Below are 26479 nucleotides of genomic sequence, written 5' to 3' on the forward strand. Positions count from 1 at the left end.
CCCGTTATGGCGGCCTGTTCTGGATAGGGCAGTGCTAGAGAACATCTGTCGAGTAACGGTTACAGACTTGTGGGCGGATCAATTGACGAAGTGATATACGTTCCAGATTCTAACCACCAATCGTAGACATCAGCGATACCTTGTTGCAGCCTGATTGAGGACTTCCACCCCAGACTCTTCAACTTTTCGTCCGACATGAGCTTGCGTGGAGTGCCGTCAGGCTTCGAAGTATCGAACTCCAGTTCGCCCTCAAAGCCCACGATTTCCATAACGAGGCGCGCTAGGTCCGCAATTGTGATATCTTCGCCCGAACCGATATTGACATGCTCGGCATCGGAATAATGTTTCAGCAGGAAAACCAGCGCGTCAGCACAGTCGTCGGCATGCAGGAATTCACGGAGGGGGCTTCCAGTTCCCCATATAACCATCCCGGACTCACCCTGCTCCTTCGCTTTATGCGCCTTGCGGATCAAAGCGGGCAGGACATGGCTGGAAGTAAGGTCGAAATTGTCGCCGGGTCCATAGAGGTTTGTCGGCATGGCAGAGATATAATCCACGCCATATTGTTTGCGATACGCCTCACACAGCTTGAGGCCGGCAATCTTCGCAATGGCATACCATTCATTTGTTGGCTCGAGCGGCCCGGTTAGAAGCGCCGACTCTGGTATGGGTTGGGGCGCGAATTTGGGATAGATGCAAGATGAACCAAGGAACAGGAGCTTCTCAACGTCGTTCCGGAATGCAGCCTCAATGACATTCGTCTCGATGACGAGGTTTTCATATAGAAAGTCCGCCGGATAGGAATCATTGGCGACAATCCCCCCGACTTTCGCTGCGGCCAACACGACCGCCTGCGGCCTGACATCGGCCAGGAAGGCGCGCACCTGCGCTTGGTCCCGCAAATCGACTTGCTCACGTCCAGCCGTTACTATCTCGCAATCCTCCGATTGGAGACGTCGGCAAACCGCAGAACCCACCATGCCGCGATGGCCGGCAACAAAGACCCGCCTGCCTTTGAGGGAATAAAGTTGTGACACCGCTCCCCTACTCATGCCTGTCATTGCGCCCAGCTTCGGCTTTGACGGTATCTAGGTCGGCAACCACCATTTCCTGCACGAGTTCAGCCATGGTGATTTTCGGCGTCCATCCAAGGTGTTTTCGTGCCTTAGAGGCGTCGCCAATTAGAAGGTCAACTTCGGTCGGTCGATAATAGCGCGGGTCGATCTTGACGAGGATTGCACCTGTCTTCGAATCGCGCCCTAGTTCGTCAGCGCCTTTTCCTTCCCAGGAAATATGTCGTCCGACCTCAGCGAAAGCCGCTTCGACAAAAGACCGCACAGTATGCGTTTCGCCGGTTGCCAATACCCAGTCATCAGGCTTGTCATGCTGCACGATACGCCACATGCCTTCGACATAGTCTCGGGCATGACCCCAATCCCGCTTGGCATCGATATTTCCAAGATAGAGAGCCTCTTGAAGCCCCAGCTCGATTGCAGCGACCGCACGGGTAATTTTGCGGGTGACAAAGGTCTCCCCGCGTATGGGGCTTTCGTGGTTGAAAAGGATGCCGTTTGACGCGTGAATACCATAGGCTTCGCGGTAATTGACCGCAATCCAATAGGCATAGAGCTTTGCCGCTGCATATGGACTGCGCGGATAAAAAGGTGTTGTTTCCGACTGCGGAACTTCCTGAACCTTGCCATAAAGCTCAGAAGTAGAGGCCTGATAAAATCGAACCTCGTCTTCCCGTTTCAATATGCGTAGAGCTTCTAGGAGACGTAAAGGCCCAATGCCGTCAGCATTCGCCGTATATTCAGCGGTTTCGAAACTCACCTGAACATGGCTTTGCGCAGCAAGATTATAGATCTCGTCCGGCTGCGTTTCCTGAACCAGGCGAATGATGTTCGTCGAATCCGTCATGTCACCATAGTGCATGTGAAAACGTGTCTCATGTTCATGCGGATCATTATAAAGATGATCCACACGCGCCGTATTAAAGGATGACGAACGTCGCTTGACGCCATGTACGGTGTATCCTTTACCAAGCAACAATTCTGCCAAATAAGCACCGTCTTGCCCCGTGATACCGGTTACAAGTGCAGTTTTGCCGCGGGACATGATTTCTCCTTATTAAGCGCTTATCAAAATGGGATTCATATAGATGGCTCTGTGAGTAAAGGCCCCATTTCAGAAAGCCAATATGCTTAACTCAACCCGCAACAACTATTTCATCCTCAAGGGAAGATTCGTTGGGCGCAGGCCGCTGCAATCGCAAATCCCAAGCAGTATATAACCCAAAATACAAGCGTAACTTTGGATTGTGAGCCGGGAATTCTTAGACTAATTTCGGCAGAAATTTCTTAGTCCCGAAGAGTCGATCTATTAATATTGCGCGAGCTCTCCCACAAATGAGTGACTTTCGGCAGAATGCGATGTCGGCTAGATGCAATACACCGCTATGCGGCGTGTTGATTCTTTCGCAACCGCAGAGCTGTTATAATAGATATGGTGCCTGCACCAACAATCCGGATTTTCTCAAAAATTATCCATAGATGCGGAACCAGAAAATCAACTTCCAACTTGCCTTAATCGGATTTGGTGTCAGCGCTAGGGCCAATCACCTGCCCGCAATCGCAGATTCGGGCCGGTTCGAGCTCACCGCGATCGTAGATCCTGTCAGCACGTATGCGAATATTGACTGCTTCACCTCGATTGCTGCATTGCAGAAATCGCACTTGCAGATCGATGCGGTTGCATTGTGCACGCCTCCTTCGGATCGCGTATCACTTATTGGTCAGTGCCTTGAGGCAGGCTGGCATATCATGCTCGAAAAGCCACCAGTCGCTACGGCCAATGATCTGGAAAAATTACGCGAACTGCCCAATCCCGTTGATTGCAGCATCTTCGCCACTTGGCATAGCGTGGAAAACCCTGCGGTCGATGCGGCAGCGCGGTGGCTGGAGCGCCATCCAGTGCACGAACTGCGACTCCGCTGGCTCGAACATGTCAACGATTGGCACCCCAATCAAAACTGGCTTTGGCGCGAAAACGGGTTTGGCGTGTTCGACGCGGGAATAAACGCCTTCTCCATCTTGGACCATATTCTTCCCGGCACATTGTCGATTTCCGAAGCAGAATTGTTCATCCCGAAAAATGTCGCAACTCCGGCAACGGCGGAATTGCAATTTGCTTTGAACGGGAGGCCGATCGGATTGGCAAGTCTCGACTTATTGCATCCTGGAGCACCGGTCTGGGCAATCTCGATCTTGTCAGGTGGAAGCGAACTCTTGTTGCTGGACGGTGGCAAGCGCCTGGACATTAACGGTCGCACGATGCCCACCGAGGGCACGGCAGAATATGAGCGGGTCTATGGCAAATTCGCTAATTTGATTGATCGTCATCAATCGAGCGTCGAAACTCGCCCGCTCGAGCTTGTGTTGGATGCCCTCAACCGGGGAAAAGCGACCACCGTGGCTCCGATTGACATTGAACAGATTTAAGCTTCCCTTATGACCATGCCAAAGCCTTTAACAATTTTGAATGTCCAGCAGGTATTCCCCGCAGGAAATCTGTGCGGCGAGGGTATCGTCTGGGATGACCGGATCGGACAGCTCTATTGGTGCGATATCAACGGGTTTGCTGTCTACCGCTATGACCCGCATGGCGGCTGCTGCAAAAGCTGGCTGTTCGATGAGCCAGTCGTTTCAATAATGCTCGGACGGGAACGCAATGAGATCGTGCTCGCCATGGCGTCACGCATCGTGCTCTGGAGCCCCGAACAGGAGAGTATCTCCGATCCAATATTCACACTCGACAGCTATCCGGAAGTACGGCTCAACGACGGGCAAATCGCGCCCGACGGCTCGATCTGGATTGGATCGATGCAAAATAACCTCGGCCCGGACGGTGAGCCGCTGCCTGTTAAAAAAGTGATGGGTTCGCTATACCGTATTGATCACAACGGTTTTGAAATCGTCAAAGACGAAATCGGCATCGCCAACACGGTGTGCTGGGACGAAGATCGCAATCGCTTCTACTTCGCCGACTCTTTACGCAACATAATCTGGTCATTTGGCTGGAAAGCCGGAAAGGCGAAATTGACTGACGAACGTGAATTGCTTGCGGATCATCCTCGCGGGGTTCCAGACGGATCGACACTCGATTCGGAAGGTTATCTATGGAATTGCCGTTTCGGCGGCAGTTGCCTGTTGCGGATATCACCCGATGGTCGTGTAGACCGAATTGTCGAACTGCCCGCGAACAATCCGACAAATTGTGTCTTCGGCGATGACCGCCAAAACAGACTCTTCGTGACCAGCGCGGCAATAGATACGCCAACTCCAACCCGATTTGATGGTAGTTTATTCGGCTGCCAAACGAATGTCACTGGCAATAGAGCCAATCGGCTCAGTCACTTCGGACCCCCTATGTGATCTCATCGGAGCAGGAATGAAGATTAGGGGTTTACCCCAAGCCCCTTGAACAGGTTGGCAATCGCCGCCTCATTGACCCGCAGAACAGCATCGATCGTGTTGGACGAATTGTGGCTACCGAAGATGCAATTGTCGAAGCTGCGCAGCGGATGATCGGCCGCCAGCGGCTCTTCTTCGAACACATCAAGCGCGGCACCAGTGAACCGGTTTTCGTTCAAAGCCTCGATGAGCGCCGCCTCGTCTATTAGCGGTCCGCGAGCAACATTGATCAGATAGCTGCCAGACTTCACATGGCTGAATTGCTCAGTTGAAAGCATATGGCGGTTGTGCGGGGTCAGGGCGCAAGTCAGGACGATGAAATCAGCGCGTTCGAGCATGTTGTCGAGCGCCACCTGTTCGACGCCTGTCTGCTGTACAAATTCATCAGGCAGCGGAGCAGGATCGCTCGCGAGCAATTCCATCCCCATGGTGTGAGCACGGCGCAAGACCGCACGTCCAATACCGCCCGCCCCAATGAGACCGATTGCCTTTCCTCCAAGAGAAATGCCGCGCGGTTTGTACCACTCGCCAGCGCGCACTGCCTGATCAATCTTGTGCAATTCACGGGCCAACATAACGGCATAGCCGATCGCGACATCTGCGACCTCTTCCGACAGCAGGTCGGGCGTATTACACACCTCGATGCCGCGTTCACGCGCTGCGTCGATCGCAATCCCGTCCATGCCGATGCCCCATTTTGCAATCACTCGCAGCTTTTTGCCGCGCTCAATTACTTTCGCGGTAAACTCGTCGTCACCAGCGATCACACCGTCATAGCGATCAACGATCTCAAGCAGTTCACTTTCGACCAGTTGTTGTGAGAAATCCGGACAATCATAGGTGATCTCACGTTCTACAAAGCGGTCATGATAGCGATGCATTTCGCGCTGCAAATGCGTGCAGGAGATGAGAACATGATGGCTCATTCGCCGCGCTCCCGCATCAGTTGCACCGCCTCGGCGAGCTTGAAATCAACTTCTTCATCGATGTCCATCGCCTCGATCGGATCGATCGGCGCCATCATCGCGCGCGCACCAATGCGGTTCTGATAGCGAGACAGAATATCAGCGGTGAACAGATAAAAGCATGAATTCTCTTCATAAACCGGGGGCAAGTCTTGAGTGCGTAACAAAATAGAGGAATTGTGGTTGATTGCCCGGCCAAGCTCATCCCAAAGTCGCGTTTGCAGCCGCGTCACGGAAAACAGTGAGTCATAATCAGGCATCGCATCGAAAAATCGCTGCAGCGCCGCCTCCAGCGTATCAGCGCCGAGCAACGGATTGGTGCTGTGTGTTTGCAGATAATAGTCGGCTTCAATCTGCGTAATCGTATGTTCTAGTACGGAATTCATCGACGTCATGCCTGATCGCAAATGTTCAGGTCTCTCGAGCAATTCGACATCGGGGAAATGCTCGCGCGCATCTTGCATGATAAGATCACTATCGGTGTCGATGACCACCTGATCTATGCTCGGGCAATCGCGCAGCGTCTCGACAACATAATGATAGAGCGGTTTGCCGGCGAAATCGCGATAATTCTTGCCCGGCACACGTTCGCTGCTGTGCCGCATCGGAACGATCGCCGCTATTGTCTGGTTCATCTAGCTGTCCTTAGTGAGTGACCCGGCAGACCGGTTTTCGCTTGTAACCCCGTTTTCCGATTTAAGTTTCTTCCGGCCGTGATCAGATCGATCACGCGCGCGGCCACTCGGATAATAGAAGCGCTGGCGCATTTCGGCATTGGTCAGCGAAGACTGGCGATAGCCTTTATATGTGCCCCAAAACTGCAGAAAACGGAAACTGACGATATCCCAGAACCGCCGGATCAGAACACCCTCGTGACGGGCGTGGCCGAGATCCGAGAGCGCGTTGCTGGCAAAAAGATGGAGAAAATTCCAGAAACTGAACCGTTCACTTGGATAAATATGCTTGAGCGCGATAGCTTCGCGACGGTAGCGGTTCAGGACCTGAGCCGAGGTCTCGTCATGAACATGAATGATCGTGGCATCGGCGGCATAAGCGATGCGATGCCCTCGCGCCATCGCCTTCTTCGCCCAGTCGAGATCCTCAAGGCCCGTCAAGCTCTCATCGTAGGGCTGGTCCAACCACAATGCCCGGCGGACCGCCGCATTGGCGTTATTGCAAAAGGGATGGTCCTGATCAGCGTTGGACTCTTCGGGAAACCAGCTCTCAAACAAGCGCAACTCCGAATAATGTGAACTTTCCGGTCCTCGCTGTTTACCATAAACTAGCCCAACTCGTTCATCTTCGAACGGGCCCAGCAAGTTTGCGAGCCAGTCATCGTCAACCGGATACACATGCGCACTGGCAGCGACGACAAACTCGCCACGCGCCGCACGGAACCCGATGTTGAGCGCTCGGCCAAAGGTAAACTCGGACGGGCTGATCGAAACGAGCCGCGTGGGGTAACGACGGACAATATCTACGGTCCCATCAGTTGACCCGGAATCAACGACAACGATTTCGATATCCGCAAGGGTCTGGCGACCAATGTCTTCAAGCAACCGACCAATATGCTCAGCTTCATTGAAACAGCGAATAACGATTGAGCAGCGGGGGACCGCGGGCGACCGACCTGGATCAGACATTATTCTCATAAGCTCCTAGCACCGAATTATACGCCGCATCATACCGCGCACACCACGAGCGCAGTCGCGCGTCTAGCTACATTGCCGAATGAAAACAACCACTACCCTTGGTCGGAAAGTAGGAAGATTGCGTGTGAATTGCGCAAGAATGACGAACAAAAAGCTGTGAACAACAACAGCATTTGTGAGGGAATGAAAATATATTCGATAAGAATGTGGAGCAAATTTGGAGTTCGTCCATTTTGAAATCACTAGAGAGTTTTAATTCATCGAGTTTTATCATTCGTCCCTCAACGCTTTTTCAAAATCATACCGCTCAAACATCTCGAGCGCCCCGCCTCGCGTAGCGTTTCGTATGCTCCCCCCATCGGCGGCGAAAATCTCACGCGCAGTTAGAAAGGCCATAAGTATGTTCAAAGTATTGGGCGGCGACCATGGTAGCCCCGCTCTATAATCTGTTATGAAGTGATTGCCTTCACCGACCCCCCCCCGCATGGGATCCTTGCTCAGTGCGTTCTTCCGAACCTTGTACGTGAAATCCATACCATAAAGATAGAGCCGCCTGATCCCGAGATAATGGGCGACTTGCATCGCAATAAATGGCGAAGATCCCCCTGCCGATACCCGAACGGCGGGGTTCTTCGAGAATAACGGAGGAAAGACCGGCGCCACCCGGAGCCATTCCGCCGCGCCTGATTTATCGGGGCGATCAGCTTGGGCCAGCATTACCATTCCTCCCGCTTGCGCGACGATTTCTTCGAAAAAATCTTCGATCGTCTGGCGATCGCTGCACAGCGTAAATTGCGGCCGCAAACAGGTTTCGGAGTAAGCGAGATGAAATCTGTTAAATGCAAAACAAAGTCGTCCTTGCAGACGGTCGAGATCGGCGGGTCTTACTGATGGGCCATTTCCGATCAGCCAGGCGGACTGCCCACGATACGCATCTTTCAACTGCACGAGCCTGTCAGAAGAGACGCTCTGAGGCGCCATATACCTGCCACTTCCGAAGAGTGTTTGCCCAACACCCTCATCAGGTTGGGCTGTCATTCTATTATCTTGGGTGTCAATACGAATGGTGGATCGACAAAAATGCAGACCAGTTGCGTTCGGAACAATCGATTGGTCGATGACCTCCCCATCTGAGCAATCTATCCACGTCTTCGACGATGCGCTCCAATGCTCGACAGCCCACCTGTCTTCTCCCGCACTCTCTACGCATAAAAAACCGGCCTGTTGGAATGTTATGGTTGGAGGTAGCGCCACATCGTAAGAAATCACCCCTTCAACCAAGATTTGTATGTTGACGTCCTGAACAGACAATCCAGCAGGCAGAAACGCCACTATTCGCAGCAGCAGTCCATTTTCTATGTCGGCAGGTGCATTTCTTCGACAACGAACATCAGGAAGTTCGGTATCTCCCGAAATAACGGCCAGACCATCGAAGATCATGTCATTGATAAAAGGGCAGCGACAGGAGACGAACGCGATCAAGAGGCCAGTGTGTGGGTTGAAAGAGTGCCTCTTCAATTCACACTCGAATACTGTGGAGTTATCCAACTCGGCTGTATAAAAACCAGTCCCACTGGTTATCGATTGTAATGCCGATTTCACTGATCTCGTCAGATCATCGAACGTCCGCTGCTGTGTACTGGACCATCCCATTGCCTCGCCGGCAATCAACTCATCATCCGACTGCGGAATGCCATAACGTCTACCGCCGAGAACGATGTATTTTCCAGTCCCGACTAGGATCGCTTTCGCACCATTGTTGAGCGCGGTGAATGCCAATTCTCGGTAGGCCGGAGAGAAGTCACTAATAAGAACCGATGCTCGCCCGAGCGCTTCGAGATTCTCATACGGTACGATTGAGCATTGATCGAAGTCCAGACTTGGCGCCAACAATTGCGTCAGTTCGACTGGCAACCCTGTTTCACCTGTCGGATTCGCCTTCAGTAGTTCGACTATCCCGTGGCTCTGGTTCTCGACAATCGAAGAATCAGCAAGGATCGCTCCTTCAGGATAGGTTGCGATGGAATGATCCAGTGCTGTCTCATATATGTCAGGAAGAATGTGATCGGCCAGAGCTTGCGACTCATTCGACGGTCCGTCTTCCCAAAGCCAAGTCGCGTCGCAATTTTTCATGCTATGTGGATTGACCGCACTGGCATCGGAGGGTGGAACCCAGATCCTATTCGCGGCCGCATAGAATGCATCCGCAGCATTAGGGTCATTGGTCGCATTCACCACGACATCCCAGACAACTTGCTTAGGGCCATCGCCCCGAGCGCGTGATCCCTGCGATATCGAGCAGGGTTGGTTCGCATCGATGAATTCCGGAAAAGCGTGTTCCATGCGAATTAACGCACGCCAGAGATGGGCTACACGTCGCCTTTCGGTTGCATCTTGCCCTTTCGCGGCAGTTTCGGCGAGGAAGGCTATCCGCATCTAATAGCCTTCTTTCGCGAACCAAGACAAAATCGCGCTAAGATCCGGCAAAAAGCAATGCCTGAAAAGACCCGATCCCAGAGTAGCCCATGCTCTGTGAACCTGCGCATGAGCATTAAAAGTTCCCCATATTGTGCGCGAAATTCCGTGCTTCCACGGGTGGGCCATACTGATCTGCGAATATATCAGCAAGGTCAACTTGCGATCCTGAAGGAGGATGACAACACCTTTGGATAGAGACCAAATACCCTGAACGAGTACGCCCGCGAAATGCCAAATTCGCTTCGTCGGCCAATTGATCGTACAACACAGCGGGCCGGGTGAAGCAAAATCCTTACCGTGTGTGTGCCCAGCACTATTGGAATGAAACCCTGATTGAAGCATGGCCCTAAGCCACAGCTAGCAAAGTTGACAATTCCAAACGCATAGCTGAGCGACGACTTAAATGACTATGGAAAAATCATCCAACCCGAAAGCTGCAAACGGCGATGAAGAAACGCCTGCGGATGTTGTGCGAGCGCTTTTATCGCAATTACAAATTTATGAAGACACCGTTGGCGAACTTGAAGCCGCCCACGAAGAACAACTTCGCAAAGCAACGCGCGCCCAAGGCGATGCCGTCGCTCAATCAACGCGGGCCGTAGAAAATCAGCTTGCCTATCGCTTCGGGTTGCAACTGGTTCGGGCTTTTAAAAACCCGCTGCGTATGTTTGTCCTACCTTACACGTTGGCAAGAGAATGGATCGCCTATCGTCGACATCGCATAGAATTGAAAAGCGAACCCACCGAACCAAGCATCGGTGAAGCGAACTCGGAGCGGCCGCAAACTGCCTTTTCGCTGGACATAGCGCGCAACCTCGACGTTGAAAAACTCGCCCAATTGAACGAAAAGCGCCTACTTACTCTAACCACGGAAGCAACGCAGATTGGAGACCTGAGACTTGCGGTTAAATTAGCCGCAACCCGGTGGTTCAAGACGGGAACAGACGGCGCAGCCCATGCGCTACGCCGCAAACGGGGGCAACTTATCGAACTTGCCCCCGATTGGCTTCCGCCGCTTCCCAAACAGCCTTCTGTCGAGGCGGACCCACATAAAATTTTTCACATTTTCAAAACAATCTATCCGCTTGATTTGAACGGACACGCGGTGCGCAATCGGTCTATTGCTACACATCAAAAAGAAATGGGACTTGAACCCATCATATCGGTGGCCCCAACTAGAATTTCCGACGAACTGGCGATCGATCGCGCAACGCGCGACGGAATATTCACAGTAGATAATGATGGCGTCGAAACTTGGTTCTGCCACTTCCAGAATATGCCGCGAAAAAAAATCCCGCGCGACACACTCCTTACGTTCGATACCAAGCTGCTCGCACATATATGCGCGCGCGTTAATCCATCAATCATCCATGCGGCATCCGGATTTCGCGGTTTTGACAATGCATTGAAGGGCATAGCTCTATCAAAGAGTCGCGGCATACCTTTTGTTTATGAAGTACGCTCGTTTCATGAGCACAAATGGACCGATTTTTTCGAAGGGATACTCAATGCACCGCATACACAGCTACGTGCGGCACAAGAGAACCGGTGCATGGCGGAAGCCGATGCTATAGTAACGATATCAGATGCAATGGCGGAAGATCTTGTTGGCTTCGGTGTACCTGCTGGCAAAATATCCATCATTCCAAATTCAGTCGACGAACGGTTTCTCAAAACGGCGTCAAACAGTGTAACGCAAGAATTCAAAGAGCGCTGGAAGCTTGACGGCCATCAGGTCATCGGTTGCATCTCCAATATCTCGAAGCGGGAGGGTCATCAGATATTATGCGACGCCTTTGCGCGTCTACATGCTCGTCATTCCGAGACACGCTTGCTCATCGTGGGCGACGGACCGGTTCGAACGGAACTTGAACAGCACGTCTCGGAACTCAGACTTGGTGGCTCTGTAATATTCACAGGCACCATCGATTATGAAGAGGTACTGGCTGCATACAGTTCAATCGATATCTTCGTCGATCCGCGAATCCCCGATTGCACATCCGACTATGTTTCGCCCATGACCGCCATAGAAGCTATGGCTATGCGCGCTCCCGTTATCATGTCTGACCACCCAGTATTCCGCGAGTTGATCGGCGCTGAAGAGCGGGGATTATTTTTCAAGACAGGCGACAGTGAAAGTCTCCACGGCGTTATGGAACAGATTTTGCAAGACCCTATTGCCGCATCTCGCAGAGCCGAACAGGCTCGTCGGTGGGTCGAGCAACAGCGTCGTTGGTCTACAAATGTCAAACTCTATAACGATGTCTATGCCGCCGCCCGAGAGCATCATGAACAAGCGGCATGTCAGATATGAAAGACCCTTTACTTGTTGCGCCGCTACCTTGCAGCCGAGCAGATTCGCTGGCGAGGAAGTTTTGCGAGCATTCAAATGCTGAAAATTCTCTGCCTGCGCTAATTGTTTGCTGGCCATCCTCCAGGGTGAACAAATATCAATCCCTGCTCTACAGGAATGCCGCCAAATTTGGATATGCCGTAGAAGGAATTGGCAAGCTTGATGATCTCAAAGAGATTTACTGGCCAGGTCCGGTAATTTTCCACGCGCACTGGTTTGGACAACTCTCAAAATCAGCGGACAGCGAAGTGGTATTTAGGCAGAATATTGATGATGCCTTTGAACTGATCTTGGAATTCCAGCAACGCACCGCCTGCAAGATGGTTTGGACAGCACATAATTTGCTGCCTCACAACTCAGCTTTTCCGGAGACAGACATCGAATTGAGGCGCCGGATCATCGAGCGGTTCGACCTGGTTCATTTCATGGATAAAAGTCATCCGGCGCTTCTCGAGAATCTGATCGGTGAACGCCCAACTCACACTCTGTTTGCGCCGCACCCCCATTATGGGCCTGCTCATGCTGACCAAATATCGAGAGAGGAAGCTAGGGATGCGCTAGGATTTGACCCATCATCAACCATTCTGCTTTTTTTTGGTTCTATCCGACCCTATAAACGGCTCGAAGACCTTATCGCGGCATTCCGAAAAGCCCGCGCTGAATCACACCCTGAACTGCGGCTCGCCATAGCGGGCTTTCCCAGTGATGCGGCTTACGTAGATGAGATTCTCACACTGATATCCGAAGATCCAGCGATAAGATTCGTGTCTCAAAAGATCGCCGACGAAAAGGTTCAGCTCTATTTTCGGGCTGCTGACACCGTTGTTTTGCCCTACGCGGGCAATCAATTAAACTCAGGAGCAGCCATGCTGGCACTGACATTCGGTTGTCCTGTCATTGCGCCAGACGAACCGGCCTTTTCCGCACTCACTGACTATGGAGTATCAACGTACGACAGGAATGAGGTGCATTCACTATCTGCAGCGCTTGTCGGTGTATCTCCATCACTGCAAACTGCCAACAAAGGCTTCAAAAACAAATTTGATCCCGACGCTGTCTCCGACCTTTTTCTTGCTGGTATAGACCAGCTGATCAGCTCGACGGCAAACTAGTCATATCCACGTCGTCAGAGAGGAGCGCTAGTTACAAACCATGCCTGCCACGTCGCACCCCAACGAAAGAAATCCTGAAGCCAGACGCATGCTGATAGTTTCCATTCATGACGCCGACCTGATGGCAGAGAGGCAAGTTTCTTCGTCAGACGGCCAAGTTGAAATTATTACGCCACAGAAGAATGGGAATTGGGCATGGGTCCACTTCACACACGCGAACGGTCCTATTCAGCTTTCGGTCGACCCAACACCGTTCAAGTCCGAAATATTTGAATCTGGAGAAGCTCTCGAAGCTTCATCTCGGTCAATGAGTTGGCTTATACGAGCACCGGGACAGCGGATCTTTCTAAACGCACCTGAGGGAAGCGATACGCATTTCCGATGTTTTGGAGCCACGCTTCCCGATCCGCTGAACACACTCATAGCCCTTGAAGATAACCAGATAATTAAGGCTGTCGTGTCGGTGCTAAGCAAGCTCTGTCGTCATCTGCCTCTCAACGACGACGTATTTGCCAAACTTGATCAAGATACTAGGTTCGAAATTTTACGGGGTTGTGCGGCGGTTGCGCGTCGGCTCGGATTCTTCGAAACCGAAGCACAGCTGCTGTCCAGAGCAACCGAAATTCGCAAATCGCCAAATCAGTTGCGTCTCCTTTCTTTCGCATACGCCAACGCCCAAAATTATCGTAGTGCGATCATTGCTGCCGAAGCCGCCCTCGAAGCAAAACCCGACCTGGCGAACGGGCCGTTTCAGGACCATATTGCTGAATTGCGCGCCTATTGCGATGTCGTTGACGAACTGCGCCGGATGCCGCGCCCCACTTCCCGCAAGACTGCTGTGCATCGAAAAATCGCCTATTGCCTGCACAATGCGCGGAACTATGCCCATGGCGGCTATGCGATGCGCAGCCATTCGCTTGCCGCAGCGATTACCAACGCAGGTCGTCCGCTGGCCGCATTCGCGCGACCCGGCTTTCCGAGCGATGGAGCATTGCCTGACGAAATGCCGTCTGGGCAGCAGCTAATCGATGGCATCCCCTATCATTTCGAGAATGGCTTTGGCCGCAGGGGCCGAACATTCGGCTATATCGCCGAAGCCGCCGCTTATTTCGAACAGGCTTTCGCAGCAAACCAGATCGGCATCGTCCATGCCGCCACCAATTTCTGGACTGCACTCCCGGCGGCCCTCGCTGCAAACCGGGCAGGTCTACCATTTGTGTACGAAGTTCGCAGTTTCTGGGCGATCACCCGTGAGGCCAGGCAACCGGGTTTTGCAACCACGCCACAGGCAGCCAGGGACAATGCCCTGGAAGCCATCGTGTTAGCGCTGGCGGATCAGGTTATGACTCTCAACAACCAGATGCGGGATCATTTGATCGGCATGGGCGCAGACAATGCGCGCATCACAATCATTCCCAATTGCGTTGAAGCCGACCGCTTCACTCCCGCCTCTCCGGATTCAGCCTTGATGCACGAATATGGGGTGGAGCCGGGCGATGTTGTTATCGGCTATATGGGTGCCATGCTGCACTATGAAGGCCTGGACCTGTTGATCGAAGCCGCCGCCCCGCTGATCCGCAACAATCAACATATCAAGCTGATTCTCGTTGGTGCAGACCCGAAAAATACAAACGACCCACAATCGATCGAACAGGGGCTACGGCGCCAGATCGACCAACTTGACTTGGGCAATGCAATCCGGCTCGTCGACCGCGTATCGCCGGATATGGCACAGCGGCTCTATGGACTGTTTGATATCTGCGCCTATCCGCGGCGAGCCCTTGCGGTGAGCGAGCTTGTATCGCCACTCAAGCCCTTGGAGGCGATGGCAGCGGGAAAGACCGTCATCGGATCGAATGTCGGGGGGCTACAGGATATGATCGAGGACGACCGTACCGGCCTTCTGTTTGATAAGGACGATGCCACGGACCTGCGTGCGGCACTGGAGCGTGTTATTTCGGATCCAGCGTTGCGGGAACGGCTTGGAAATAGCGCTCGGGCGTTCGTAAAAGCGGAACGGAGTTGGACCGAAGCAGCCCGTCGCGTTGAGGATGTTTACCAGCGCGCGGAGAGCGAAATTGGTATTGATCACGATACATTGTCAAACCTGCTGACCAAGTATTTTGATACCCCAACCGTCCACAACAATAGTTTCTATCGACGGAACGCGTCCGTCTGACTTGATTTTTTAGCTCGTCCAAAGGCATTAGCATGCAACACAGTTGCGACTGACCTGATATCGCTGAAGCCTGGTTTGAGGATTTTAATGAAAATATTCATAGTCTTCGGCACTAGGCCGGAAGCCATCAAAATGGCCCCCGTGGTCAAAGCCTTCCGCGCGGACCCAGCTTTCCAAACCACCGTCTGCGTTACCGGACAGCATCGCTCGATGCTCGACCAGGTCCTCTCTCTGTTCGATATTACACCCGACATCGATCTCGACATCATGAAGGCGCAGCAGACGCTTACCGATGTGACCGTGGGCACGATGACGGGCCTGCGCGATATCTTCGCCGCCGATCGCCCCGATGCGGTTCTCGTGCATGGCGACACAACATCGGCCATGGCGGCTGCAATGGCGGCCTTTTACGAACAGGTCCCCGTCGGGCATGTCGAGGCCGGGCTGCGCACCGGCGATCTTTACGCGCCCTGGCCCGAAGAGATGAACCGCCGCGTCATTGATTTGATGGGGCGATGGCTGTTTGCGCCGACCAAGCAGGCCGCCAAAGCGCTGATGAACGAAGGCGCCGATCCGGACCACATCTTCGTGACCGGCAATACGGTGATCGATGCGCTTCTGACCGTTGTCGGCGATATCCACGCGGGTGGAGCGCGCAAGGCAGAGCTCGACGCGCAGTTCGATTTTCTCGATCCCGAGAAGAAACTGATCGTCGTTACCGGGCATCGGCGGGAGAATTTCGACGGCGGGCTGGAACGGATGTGCGAGGCGCTTGTCCGCATTGCCCGGCGGGGCGATACCGAAATCGTCTATCCGGTGCATCTCAACGCCAATGTCCAGCGCGCTGCGAACGCCGTCCTATCGGACACCGAAGCCGTGCATCTGATCGAACCGCAGGACTATCTGCCGTTCGTCTATCTGATGGACCGAGCCCATCTCGTCATTTCGGATTCCGGCGGCATCCAGGAAGAGGCCCCTTCCCTCGGCAAGCCGGTGCTCGTCACGCGGGACGTGACGGAACGGCCGGAAGCCATAGAGGCGGGCACGTGCAGACTGGTGGGCACCGATATCGACCGTATCGTTAGCGAAACCGAAACCTTAATCGACGATCAAGGGGAATATGCGCGGGTAAGCGCGATCAGAAACCCCTTTGGCGACGGTACCGCCGCCGCACAGATCGTGAAGGCAATGAAAAATGCCCAATGAATTCAAAACAGTCTGCGTGGTCGGGCTGGGCTATATCGGCCTGCCTACAGCTGCGACGCTGGCTTCGGCGGGCTTCGCTGTCAAAGGAACAGATATTTCCGAACATATTGTCGAGGAATTGAACGAGGGCCGGGCGCATTTTTCCGAGCCCGATCTCGACATGCTGGTGCGCGGCGCGGTCAGCAGCGAAAGACTCAAAGCCTATACCGAACCGCAACCAGCAGATGCATTTATCATCACCGTCCCCACGCCGATCCGCGATGACAAATCGCCCGACATGTCCTTTGTCGAGGCCGCTGCCCGTTCAGTCGCGCCCGTGCTGGAGGCTGGCAATCTGATCATCCTGGAATCGACCAGCCCTTTGGGCGCAACCGATGGCGTGGCCGCCATCGTTCGGGAAGCGCGCCCCGATCTTGTCGAGGGCGAAACGCTGAAAGTGGCCATCGCCTATTGCCCGGAACGTATTCTACCGGGCCAGATGGTCAGGGAACTGGTCCAGAACGACCGCATCGTCGGGGGCCTGACACCGGCGGACGCGGAACGCGCCCGCGATCTCTATGAAAGTTTCGTGCGCGGCGAAATTCACATGACGGACGCCAAGACCGCCGAACTGGTCAAGCTGATCGAGAATGCCTATCGCGACGTCAATATCGCCTTCGCCAATGAGGTCGCCAATGTCGGCGAAGCGCACGGGCTCAACCCGTGGGAGGCGATCGAGCTGGCCAACCGGCATCCGCGGGTGAATATTCTCAACCCGGGACCGGGCGTTGGCGGGCATTGCATCGCCGTCGATCCCTGGTTCCTGATTTCCGACAATAACGACCTGACAGGGCTGATGGCCGAGGCACGGCGCGTGAATGACGGCCGTCCGAAATCCGTAATCGAGAAGATCCGCGCGGCAGCGAAAAAAGCCGGAACTAAGAAAATTGCCTGCCTTGGCCTCGCCTTCAAACCCAATGTCGACGATTTGCGCGAAAGCCCGGCAATCGATATCGCCGTCGGCCTGGCACAAGAGGGATTCGAGATCTACGCGGTCGAACCGCATGTAAACGCCTTGCCGGAAAGGCTCTGGAGGCATGACAATATCAGGCTCGCCGGGTTCGACGAAGCTCTCGCCAAATCCGATATTGTGGCATTATTGGTTGGCCATAAAGCCTTTCTAAAACGCAAAGGCGATGTCGAAGGCCGCACCGTGATCGACGCTGTCGGCCTGTGGCGGGAATCACCCCATGTCGCCTGACCAGCATGATGTGAACGCGATTCGCGAAAAGCTTACATCGGGCGAAATCGGCCCGCGCGCCTTTTTCAAGATGCTCAACCAGCACAGCCATAACGGGCTGATCGGCGTCCAGTATGTCGCCAACGCCGACAAGTGGGTCGAACTGGCGATCGATTATGACGAGAAACTTGTCGGCGACCCGGCGACGGGAATCCTAGCGTCGGGTCCGATCATCAGCCTGTGCGATATGGCGTCCGGCATGTGCATCATGCTGACGACCGGCAAGTTCTTCCAGACAGTCACGATCGATCTGCGCGTCGACTATCTGCGGCCCGCCAAGGTCGGTCAGCGTGTGACGGCCCATATGGAATGCTATCGCTACACCAGGAATGTGGCCTTTGTCCGCGGTTTCGCCCACGACGGCGAGGCCGACAGCCCGATAGCCAATGTCGCCGGCACCTTCATGTTCCTGGGAGCGCCGGAATGACAATCGCGCTCCCTCCCTATGCGCAGGCGCTGCGCATCGAAACGTCGCGCGACAATAACGGCCGGATCGTACTGACGATGCCCTTTGGCAGCCATGTCCAGGGCCGGCCGAACTTCCTCCATGGCGGCGCGATAGCAGGCCTGCTGGAAATCGCCGCCTTTGCCTCGCTCCGCGATGCGCTGGGCGACGAAGAGGCCACGGTGCAGATCAAACCGATCACGGTAACGACCGACTATATGCGCGGCGGCCGCGCCAGGCTCACTTACGCCGCAGCCGTGATTTCCCGGCTGGGCCAGCGGATGGCCAATGTCGAAAGCTTCGCCTGGCAGGAAGAGGAGTCGAAACCGATTGCAGCGGCACGGATGAACTTCCTGCTCGTCAGGGATAAGAGCTGAACGGTCAGCCCGCGATGCTGGTCCTTGTATCGGCATGGACGAGGCCGCCATCGACGGTGATCGTCTCACCGATCACATAATCGCCGGCGCGGCTCGCCAGATAAATCGCCGCCGCGGCCATGTCGTCGGCTTCGCCGACATTTTAAGTCGATTCAGCGCTTTGACGGCTTGCTTCACTCAGCAAGGTCTTGATCTGTTTGAATTGCCATTCGGTGTTGCCGGTCACCTTTTCCAGCAAGGTTTTAACCCTTTTAGGGTTGCCGGTTGCAAGCAGAGACTTGGCGCACGCTATCGACGCCAACGGAGGGCTCTCGCCTGATTCAATAGCTTCCTCCAACCGGGAAATCGCTTCGTCATGCTCATTCTTGAGGCTCAGCGCATTTCCGATATAGGTTAGAATCTGAATGCGCTGCCGGGGGGATGTTTCCATCCAGAGTTTCTCGGCATCAAGAATGCCCGCCTTGCCCTGCATGGCTGCCCTTGCCTCGATCAACATCGTCCAATGTTGAATACCCTTGGTTCCCGGTTTGCAGAGAGGCAGCACCGATGCCAAGACAGCATCATAGTCGCGAAGGCTGAGATGTGCTTTTGCGCGCAACAATTTCGCTTCGCTCTGCTCCAACCCGTCGACCGCTTCGAGAACTTCTTTTGGGCGCCCATCTGAGACAAGAAAGCGAGCATACTCTATCGCGAATGCCGGCGATGTTTTCACCCGCCCGGCATGTTCCTCGAAAAAGGCATGGTCTCCCCTCACCCTTTGCTCGCGTGCCCTGTCGGCAAACAGAAGGGCTTCGGCCGATTCCGTAGGAAACTCCTCAACACCTGGCAAAACCTCCTGCCCCGCTTCGCGATTTCCTAGGTATGCATTGACCATTCGCTCGACATTGAACTTCACAATTGCCCGCGTCGTGTGAACGAAATCATCGGCCCAGGCGATGCGCCTGTCCGTCAAGGTCACAGATTCATAACTCGGAAAATATGTGATGCGATCATCACCCGCGACGATCTGCTCAGCAACCACTCGCAGGACCGATTTTGAATAGCAATTGGCTGTTATGACATCGTCACGGCGATGGGTTGCCATCATCGGTACTGGCGAGACGGTGATTATAGCGCGAAGGTCATCACGACCATGCTTGAAGGCGATATCCAACGCCCGTTGCAGATAGTCATGGCATTCCTGAAAACTCAGAACATGAAGCGAGAAACGCTCAGGATTTGCCTTCATCGCGCCCGGCAAAGGTGCCGTGTTGAGATAGACCTGTGCAGCCTCATCCCACCATACTTCGGCAAGGCCCAAGGTTATTATAAGCAACCGGCAATCTGCAAGTGATCGCGTCACTTCCATCAGTCCGTGGCGGCGCGCGAGTACGTCAGCTAGCGGGCCTGGCCGAATGCTGTTGACCATATGCAGATCGACATATTTGTTGGGACCAACCTCAAGGATCGCCTGATCCTCGTCAAACTCCTCCTCGCCAAAGGCCCAGGCAAACTCGTTAAAGATCGAGGGAGTACCAAAGTTATTTACAATTTCGGGCGGCAATCCTTCAAACACACCTTTTGTGAAAAGGTCGCGCATCGGTATCTTGAAACCACGATCACGCAATTCTCCTTCGATATGGCGTGCAAAGCAGGAGCCAATGGTAAATATGCGCTCGCCCGGTTTGAGCCGGAAGGGAACATCGAAAGCCGGTTTGGCAATCGGTTCGATACGATTTTCTTCGTCTCTGACGCCCCAAGTGGCAAGACCGTTAGTCTTGCGGATACGCAACGCCTCAGGGCCATTCAATGATACAATAGGCATGGATTCGATCTATAGCTTCTGACGAAGAGCGCAAGGTAGCCACTTCTTGATATGAACGAGAGGATCGACTTCCGATCACACAATCAAATTTATCAGAAGGCGGATAGAAAAAGACGTTTATAGAACTGGTTAGCCTCTCGAGAGCCTTCCAGCTTAAGCTACGGGCGGCGGCAACCGATTGCAGCGGCACGGATGAACTTCCTGCTCGTCAGGGATAAGGGCTGAACGGTCAACCCGCGATGCTGGTCCTTGTATCGGCATGGACGAGGCCGCCATCGACGGTCAGCGTTTCGCCGATCACATAGTCTCCCGCGCGGCTGGCAAGGTAGATGGCGGCTGCCGCCATGTCTTCGGCTTCGCCGATCCGCCTCGCCGGAATGGACTGGGCCACGGCATCGCCCGCATCGCGCGCGGCCTTGTTCATGTCCGACGCAAAGGCGCCAGGGGCAATCGCCGTGACGATGATATTGTCCTGAATCAGCCGGGCCGCCATCCGCTTGGTCAGCCACAGGATCGCCGCCTTGGATGCGTGGTAGCTATAGGTTTCCCATGGGTTGAGCCGCATCCCGTCAATCGATCCGATATTGATGACCTTGGCGGGCTGCTCGGTGCTTGCCGCATTGTTGAGCAACTGGTGCAGCGCCTGGGTCAGGAAGAATGGCGATTTAACATTCAAATCCATCGCCCGGTCCCAGCCAGCCTCCGGAAATTCGTCGAAATCCGTGCCCCAGGCCGCACCGGCATTGTTGACGAGGATATCGAGTTTTTCCTCATGCTCCGAAATCGCCGCAGCGAGCGCCTTGCACCCTTCAACGGTGGAAATATCCATCGGAATGCCAACCACCCTGTCGCCAAAATGCTCCACGGCGGCGGCGATCTGGTCTTCCTTGCGCGCCGAGATATAGACTTTGCGGCAACCCGCCGAGAGTAAGCCCTCGACGATCATCTTGCCAATGCCACGCGAGCCGCCGGTTACCAGTGCGGTGCGGCCTTCGAGGCTGAAAAGTTTTGCGATATCCATTGATCTAATTCCTTCCTGTTCGCGGCGTTACCCGCCGTTCTTGATGGTTTCCCGCGCGATGATCAGCTGCTGGATCTGGCTCGTGCCTTCATAGATCCGGAACAGCCGCACATCGCGGTAAAAGCGTTCGATGCCATAATCGGCAATATAGCCAGCGCCGCCATGAATCTGCACGGCGCGGTCGGCAACGCGGCCGACCATCTCACTGGCGAAATATTTGGCCGCAGCGGCTTCGAGCGTAATCCGTTCACCCGCGTCCTTTTTGGCGGCGGCTTCGAGCACCAGCGCTTTTGCCGCCATGCTTTCCGCCTTGCTGTCGGCGATCATCGCCTGAATAAGCTGGAAATCGGCCAGAGACTGGCCGAACTGCTTGCGGTCGATCGCATAGGCCACGCAGTCAGCGATCAGCCGGTCCGCGATGCCGACGCATACGGCGCTGATATGCAGGCGTCCGCGATCGAGCACCTGCATCGCTACCTTGAAACCCTCGCCTTCAGCGCCCAGCCGATTGGCCGCCGGCACCGGCGTATCGTCGAAAATGACATCGCAGACCTTGGCGCCTTGCTGACCCATCTTCTTTTCGGGTTCGCCGACCGAAACGCCCGGCAGATCGCGCGGCACGAGAAAGGCGGAAACCCCTCGCCCGCCCGCTTCCTCTCCGGTCCGCGCCATGACGGTGAAGACCGAAGCCTTGTCGGCATTGGTGATGTATCGCTTGGTGCCGGAGAGCCGGTACACGTCGCCATCCCGCACGGCTCTGGTTTTCACCGCGCCTGAATCCGATCCGACATCCGGTTCGGTGAGGGCGAAACTGGCGACGACTTCGCCGCTGGCCATTTTGGGCAGCCATTCGGCTTTCTGTTCGTCGGTCCCCGCGATCGCCACGCCCTGGCTGCCAATCCCGACATTGGTGCCGAAGGTTGAGCGGAAGGCCGGGGTCGTACCGCCCAGTTCGAAGGCGACGCGCACTTCCTCGCTCATCGTCAGGCCGATGCCGCCATATTCGGGCGCAATGGACAGCCCGAACAGGCCCATCGCCTTCATCTCTTCGACAACGTCGGCTGGAATGGCGTCGTTGGCCTCGACCTCGCCTTCGAGCGGGCGCAGTCGCTCGCGAACGAAACGGCGAATGGTTTCGAGAAGCTGGTTAAAGGTTTCGTCATCCAAAGCCATTTCACTCTCCCAATCCGCTCTCCCAGAGTCTGTCGAAGGGTCGTCCTTTCCTTCAGGAAAGAACGGGGCTTCGACACGCTCAGCCCAAACGGGTGTGTCATTATGGCCTAATAGCCGTTCATTTCCGCCACGCGGTTGGCGTGATAATTCGCATCGCCCATGAATTCGGCGAGCGCGCGATCCCGTTTCATATAGAGGCCGATATCATATTCATCCGTCATACCGATGCCGCCATGCATCTGTACGCCTTCGCGCACGGCAAGGTTGGTGGCACGCCCGGCCTTGGCCTTTGCAACTGACACCATCAGCTCGGCCCCGTCATTGCCTTCGTCAAGCAGCTGCTGCGCTTTGATAACGGCGGAACGGGCGACTTCCATCTCGCTATAAAGATGAGCCGTGCGATGCTGGAGCGCCTGGAAGGAGCCGATCACCTTGTCGAACTGCTTGCGCTGTTTGAGATAGTCGATGGTCATGTCCATCGCTCCGGCCCCCACCCCGACCGTTTCAGCAGCGGAACCGACGCGCCCGGCGCGCAGCATGCGGGTGAGCACATCCCAGCCCTGGTCGACTTCACCGATCACCGCGTCTGCGGTCACTTCGACATTGTCGAATTCAACATGGGCGGCCATGGCGCTGTCCACCAGACGGGCGCTTTCCGCCGACAGGCCGGCTGCATCTTTTTCCACGGCGAACACGGTCAGGCCGTCCGTTTCGCCCGCAGTGCCGCCCGTGCGAGCGGCCACGATCATCATGTCCGCGGAGCCCCCCTGGATCACGAACTGTTTTTTGCCATTGAGCCGGAAGCCGTTACCGGAACGCTCTGCTTTCATGGCGATATTTTCCGGGCGATGTTTGGTGCTTTCGTCGATGGCAAGGCCCAGAACGGTATCGCCCGACAGGATGCCGGGCAGCCAGCGATCGCGCATATCCTTGCCAGCCGCGTTCAGCCCCTCGACGCCCGCAACCGAAGTGGTGAGGAAAGGTGACGGCGTCAGGTTCCGGCCGATCTCCTCAAGCACGATACCCGCCTCGACATTGCCGAGTCCGAGGCCGCCATCCTCTTCGCTTACCAGGATTCCAGTGAACCCCATTTCGGCAAATTGCTTCCACAACGCATGGCCGAAGCCATCCTTGCAGTTCATGTCGCGAAATTCGCGCAGATGCGAGACCGGCGCTTCGTTCTTCATGAATTCGCTGGCGCTGTCCTGCAACATCGCCTGGTCGTCATTGAGGTAAAGGGGCATCCTGCTTCTCTTCTTTCTGCTTATCTTGTCGGATTACTGGTCGGTGCGATCAGGCGGCTTCAGCCGTCCGGCAGTTCCAATATCCGTTTCGAGATCACGTTGAGCATCACTTCGCTGGTGCCGCCCTCGATGCTGTTCGCCTTGGTGCGCAGCCAGTCGCGCGATTTCGCACCGCCGCCCGATGCTTCGCTCTCCCATTCCAGCGCCTCGGAACCGCCGGCGCTCATAACCAGCTCATGCCGGCGCTTGTTCAGTTCGGTGCCGACATATTTCATCATGTTGGGTGTGGCCGGGTGGTTCTTCTTCGTCTTCAGTTCGTCCATGAACCGCTCGGCCATCGCCTTGAACGCCAGCGCGTCGACATCCAGTTCGGCGAGCTGGGCCCGCAATATGGGCTCGTCGAGCCGCCCCATCGCATCGGTTCCCAGACTCGGCTTCATCGCCTTGCCAAGCGATCCCGAGCCATCGCCGCCGCCCATGTTGGAAATCATCTCGCGCTCATGACCGAGCAGATATTTGGCGACATCCCAGCCGCGATTGAGCTCGCCGACAATCTGATGCTTGGGCACTTTCACATTGTCGAAAAATGTCTCGCAAAAAGGCGAGTTTCCCGAGATCAGCAGAATCGGTTTTGTCGACACGCCTTCGCTTTCCATGTCGAACAACAGAAAGCTGATACCGCGATATTTGTCGCTCTTGTCGGTGCGAACGAGGCAGAAGATCCAGTCGGCCTTGTCGGCATAGCTGGTCCAGATTTTCTGTCCGTTGACGATCCAGTGGTCGCCCTTGTCCTCGCCAAAGGTCTGCAGGCTGACGAGATCGGAACCCGACCCCGGTTCGGAATATCCCTGGCACCAGCGAATCTCGCCGCGCGCAATCTGGTTCAGATAATGCACCTTCTGTTCTTCGTTGCCAAACTGCAGGAGCGCAGGGCCGAGCATCCAAATCCCGAAACTCGATAGCGGCGGACGCGCTTTGATCCGCGCCATTTCTTGTTTGAGAACCTTGCCTTCGACCGGGCTCAGCCCCGCCCCGCCATAAGCCTCCGGCCATTCGGGAACGGTATAGCCCTTGGCGACACAGGCTTCGAACCACGCTTTTTGAGCCTCGTTTTTGAACGTCGCGTTGCGACCGCCCCAAAAAACATCGTCGTCATCGCGCACCGGTTCGCACATTTCAGCCGGGCAATTCGTTTCCAGCCAGTCGCGCGTCTCCGCGCGGAAAGTTTCAAGGTCGGACATATTCGGGTGCTCCTCAGGAGTCGCTCATTTTTCTTTCGATTGTACGCTTGACGTGCACGTCAATTCAAGTCCAGCATAGCGAATAGCCGGCAAAAGACCGGGTGCGCGTTTTGGGAGTGGATTTGCCGGACATTGCTCAAGCAATTGCGCCGCGTCAGGAAACTGATGACGAGCGGGCCCTGCGCCGCCGATCGCTGACGCTGGGGCTGCTGACCCTCACCTATTTTTTCAGCTATATGGACCGTCAGATCCTCGCGATTCTGCTGGAAGACATCAAGGCGGACCTGCTGCTCTCCGATACCCAGCTCGGGTTGCTTACCGGCTTCGCCTTCGCGCTTTTCTACGCGACGCTCGGGATCCCGGTGGCCCGGCTCGCAGACCGGATGAACCGGCGCAATATCATCGCCGCCGCCCTCACAATCTGGAGCGCTATGACCGCTCTGTGCGGCCTTGCCCAGAATTTCACCCATCTGCTGCTCGCGCGAATCGGCGTCGGGATCGGCGAAGCCGGGTCCAGTCCGCCCAGCCATTCCATTATCGCCGATCTCTATCCGCCGGAAAAACGGGCCGGGGCGATGGCGATCTATTCGCTGGGGGTTACGCTGGGCGCAGGACTCGGCATCATAATCGGCGGGACGATATCGGCCTATTATGGCTGGCGCTGGGCGATGGTCAGCATCGGTATCCCCGGAATCGTTCTGGCGATCTTCGTCCGGTTGTTCGTCGTCGAGCCCCGGCGCGGCCTTTCAGATGCCAACCAGCTGGCCGCCCAAGCTGGCGATATGCCGTCCCTGCGCGAAGGCTTCGCCTCGATGTGGCAGATGCCAGCCGCCCGCCATCTTGTCCTTGGCGTCACGCTCACTTCCTTGATCGGCTATGCCCTCACCGGTTGGGGGCCGACCTACTATCAGCGCTCCTTCGGTCTTTCCGTCGCCCAGATCGCAATGGTGATCGCGCCGATCCTGATGGTTATCGGCATCATTTCCGGCGTCGGTGGCGGCAAGGTTGCCGACTGGGTCGCGCGGCGCTGGGGCACCTGGGCGCAAAGCGCGATGGTGGCAGTGTTCAAACTCATCGCCTTCCCCTTCGCAGTCGGCATCTATCTGGTCGATGATCCGACCACCGGCATCATTCTTTACGGCATCTCGATCCTGTTTGCGTCCAGCTATCTCGGGCCGACTTTCGCCCTGATCCAGGGGTTGGCTCCAGTAAAGCTGCGGGCGCTATGGGCGGCGATCACGCTTCTCGTCATCAACCTGATCGGGCTTGGCATCGGACCGACTTTGATCGGCGTGCTCAGCGATCTGCTGCAACCACGCTTCGGCGAAGAATCGCTGCGCTATGCCCTGCTGATCGTCGCCATGGCCACGCCCTGGGCGATTTTCCACTATTGGCGCGCGGGCGTTCTGCTCAAGCGCCGCGATGAGGCACCGGCATCGTGATGGCCGTCCGCATCCCCTTCATCCGGCCCCTGACCC

Annotated in this window: 21 protein-coding genes and 1 pseudogene; 10 read left to right on the plus strand and 12 right to left on the minus strand. The window is 55.3% G+C overall.

Features of this window, described 5'->3' with window-relative positions; genetic code table 11:
- Positions 1-59 precede the first annotated feature (59 nt).
- Together fcl and gmd are read right to left on the minus strand one after the other, a co-directional pair.
- Positions 60-1052 (minus strand): GDP-L-fucose synthase, encoded by a 993-nt coding sequence (gene fcl, locus DFR46_RS05925; RefSeq protein ID WP_116235609.1) that lies wholly within the window; start codon positions 1050-1052, stop codon positions 60-62.
- A complete protein-coding gene (gene gmd, locus DFR46_RS05930) occupies positions 1045-2118 on the minus strand; it encodes a GDP-mannose 4,6-dehydratase (protein WP_116235610.1) in 1074 nt (357 codons plus the stop codon). Before gmd ends, fcl begins: the two co-directional genes overlap by 8 nt.
- A 434-nt stretch (positions 2119-2552) precedes the next feature.
- Between gmd and DFR46_RS05935 the strand changes: the two genes are divergently transcribed.
- Positions 2553-3500 (plus strand): Gfo/Idh/MocA family protein, encoded by a 948-nt coding sequence (locus DFR46_RS05935; RefSeq protein WP_116235611.1) that lies wholly within the window; start codon positions 2553-2555, stop codon positions 3498-3500.
- 9 nt (positions 3501-3509) lie between these two features.
- Positions 3510-4433: an SMP-30/gluconolactonase/LRE family protein gene (locus DFR46_RS05940; RefSeq protein WP_116235612.1), complete on the plus strand. Its 924-nt coding sequence runs from the start codon at positions 3510-3512 to the stop codon at positions 4431-4433.
- A gap of 23 nt (positions 4434-4456) precedes the next feature.
- On the opposite strand, the gene DFR46_RS05945 is transcribed toward DFR46_RS05940, so the two are convergent.
- From DFR46_RS05945 to DFR46_RS05960, 4 genes are all read right to left on the minus strand, one after another.
- Positions 4457-5353, minus strand: coding sequence for a phosphoglycerate dehydrogenase (locus tag DFR46_RS05945; protein ID WP_211306379.1), 897 nt, complete (start codon positions 5351-5353; stop codon positions 4457-4459).
- A gap of 41 nt (positions 5354-5394) precedes the next feature.
- Entirely contained in the window at positions 5395-6072 is a 678-nt protein-coding gene (locus tag DFR46_RS05950) for an acylneuraminate cytidylyltransferase family protein (protein WP_116235614.1), read from the minus strand.
- A complete protein-coding gene (locus tag DFR46_RS05955) occupies positions 6073-7089 on the minus strand; it encodes a glycosyltransferase (RefSeq protein ID WP_116235615.1) in 1017 nt (338 codons plus the stop codon).
- A gap of 270 nt (positions 7090-7359) precedes the next feature.
- Positions 7360-9525 carry a hypothetical protein gene (locus DFR46_RS05960; protein WP_116235616.1) on the minus strand — a complete coding sequence of 722 codons (2166 nt, stop codon included), beginning with the start codon at positions 9523-9525 and terminating at the stop codon, positions 7360-7362.
- Positions 9526-9970: 445 nt separating this feature from the next.
- Between DFR46_RS05960 and DFR46_RS05965 the strand changes: the two genes are divergently transcribed.
- From DFR46_RS05965 to DFR46_RS05995, 7 genes are all read left to right on the plus strand, one after another.
- A complete protein-coding gene (locus DFR46_RS05965; protein WP_116235617.1) occupies positions 9971-11881 on the plus strand; it encodes a glycosyltransferase family 4 protein in 1911 nt (636 codons plus the stop codon).
- On the plus strand, positions 11869-13032 hold the full coding sequence (locus tag DFR46_RS05970) for a glycosyltransferase (protein ID WP_116235618.1): 1164 nt from the start codon (positions 11869-11871) through the stop codon (positions 13030-13032). The genes DFR46_RS05965 and DFR46_RS05970 overlap by 13 nt, the downstream gene beginning before the upstream one ends.
- A gap of 88 nt (positions 13033-13120) precedes the next feature.
- Positions 13121-15211 carry a glycosyltransferase family 4 protein gene (locus DFR46_RS05975; protein WP_211306381.1) on the plus strand — a complete coding sequence of 697 codons (2091 nt, stop codon included), beginning with the start codon at positions 13121-13123 and terminating at the stop codon, positions 15209-15211.
- Between the two features lie 87 nt (positions 15212-15298).
- A complete protein-coding gene (gene wecB / locus DFR46_RS05980; RefSeq protein WP_116235620.1) occupies positions 15299-16417 on the plus strand; it encodes a non-hydrolyzing UDP-N-acetylglucosamine 2-epimerase in 1119 nt (372 codons plus the stop codon).
- Entirely contained in the window at positions 16407-17657 is a 1251-nt protein-coding gene (gene wecC, locus DFR46_RS05985) for a UDP-N-acetyl-D-mannosamine dehydrogenase (RefSeq protein WP_116235621.1), read from the plus strand. Before wecB ends, wecC begins: the two co-directional genes overlap by 11 nt.
- Positions 17647-18123 carry a PaaI family thioesterase gene (locus tag DFR46_RS05990; protein WP_245953703.1) on the plus strand — a complete coding sequence of 159 codons (477 nt, stop codon included), beginning with the start codon at positions 17647-17649 and terminating at the stop codon, positions 18121-18123. Before wecC ends, DFR46_RS05990 begins: the two co-directional genes overlap by 11 nt.
- Positions 18120-18518, plus strand: coding sequence for a PaaI family thioesterase (locus DFR46_RS05995; RefSeq protein WP_116235622.1), 399 nt, complete (start codon positions 18120-18122; stop codon positions 18516-18518). The genes DFR46_RS05990 and DFR46_RS05995 overlap by 4 nt, the downstream gene beginning before the upstream one ends.
- Before the next feature lie 4 nt (positions 18519-18522).
- On the opposite strand, the pseudogene DFR46_RS06000 reads toward DFR46_RS05995, so the two are convergent.
- The 6 genes and pseudogenes from DFR46_RS06000 to DFR46_RS06025 form a co-directional block, all read right to left on the minus strand.
- Positions 18523-18657 (minus strand): annotated as a pseudogene (locus DFR46_RS06000) (SDR family oxidoreductase); the annotation flags it as partial.
- A gap of 3 nt (positions 18658-18660) precedes the next feature.
- Positions 18661-20322 carry a GSCFA domain-containing protein gene (locus DFR46_RS06005; RefSeq protein WP_116235623.1) on the minus strand — a complete coding sequence of 554 codons (1662 nt, stop codon included), beginning with the start codon at positions 20320-20322 and terminating at the stop codon, positions 18661-18663.
- A gap of 229 nt (positions 20323-20551) precedes the next feature.
- Positions 20552-21343: an SDR family oxidoreductase gene (locus DFR46_RS06010; RefSeq protein WP_116235624.1), complete on the minus strand. Its 792-nt coding sequence runs from the start codon at positions 21341-21343 to the stop codon at positions 20552-20554.
- A gap of 27 nt (positions 21344-21370) precedes the next feature.
- Positions 21371-22516, minus strand: a complete 1146-nt coding sequence (locus DFR46_RS06015) for an acyl-CoA dehydrogenase family protein (RefSeq protein ID WP_116235625.1) — start codon at positions 22514-22516, stop codon at positions 21371-21373.
- A gap of 107 nt (positions 22517-22623) precedes the next feature.
- Positions 22624-23760, minus strand: coding sequence for an acyl-CoA dehydrogenase family protein (locus DFR46_RS06020; RefSeq protein WP_116235626.1), 1137 nt, complete (start codon positions 23758-23760; stop codon positions 22624-22626).
- Positions 23761-23819: 59 nt separating this feature from the next.
- Complete coding sequence (locus tag DFR46_RS06025) at positions 23820-25001, minus strand: acyl-CoA dehydrogenase family protein (protein ID WP_116235627.1); 1182 nt, start codon at positions 24999-25001, stop codon at positions 23820-23822.
- Between the two features lie 101 nt (positions 25002-25102).
- Between DFR46_RS06025 and DFR46_RS06030 the strand changes: the two genes are divergently transcribed.
- The gene (locus DFR46_RS06030) at positions 25103-26443 is read left to right on the plus strand and encodes a spinster family MFS transporter (protein WP_245953706.1); all 1341 of its coding nucleotides are present in this window, start codon (positions 25103-25105) and stop codon (positions 26441-26443) included.
- Positions 26444-26479: the final 36 nt, after the last annotated feature.

Source organism: Parasphingopyxis lamellibrachiae (assembly GCF_003385775.1).
Classification (GTDB): Bacteria; Pseudomonadota; Alphaproteobacteria; order Sphingomonadales; family Sphingomonadaceae; genus Parasphingopyxis; species Parasphingopyxis lamellibrachiae.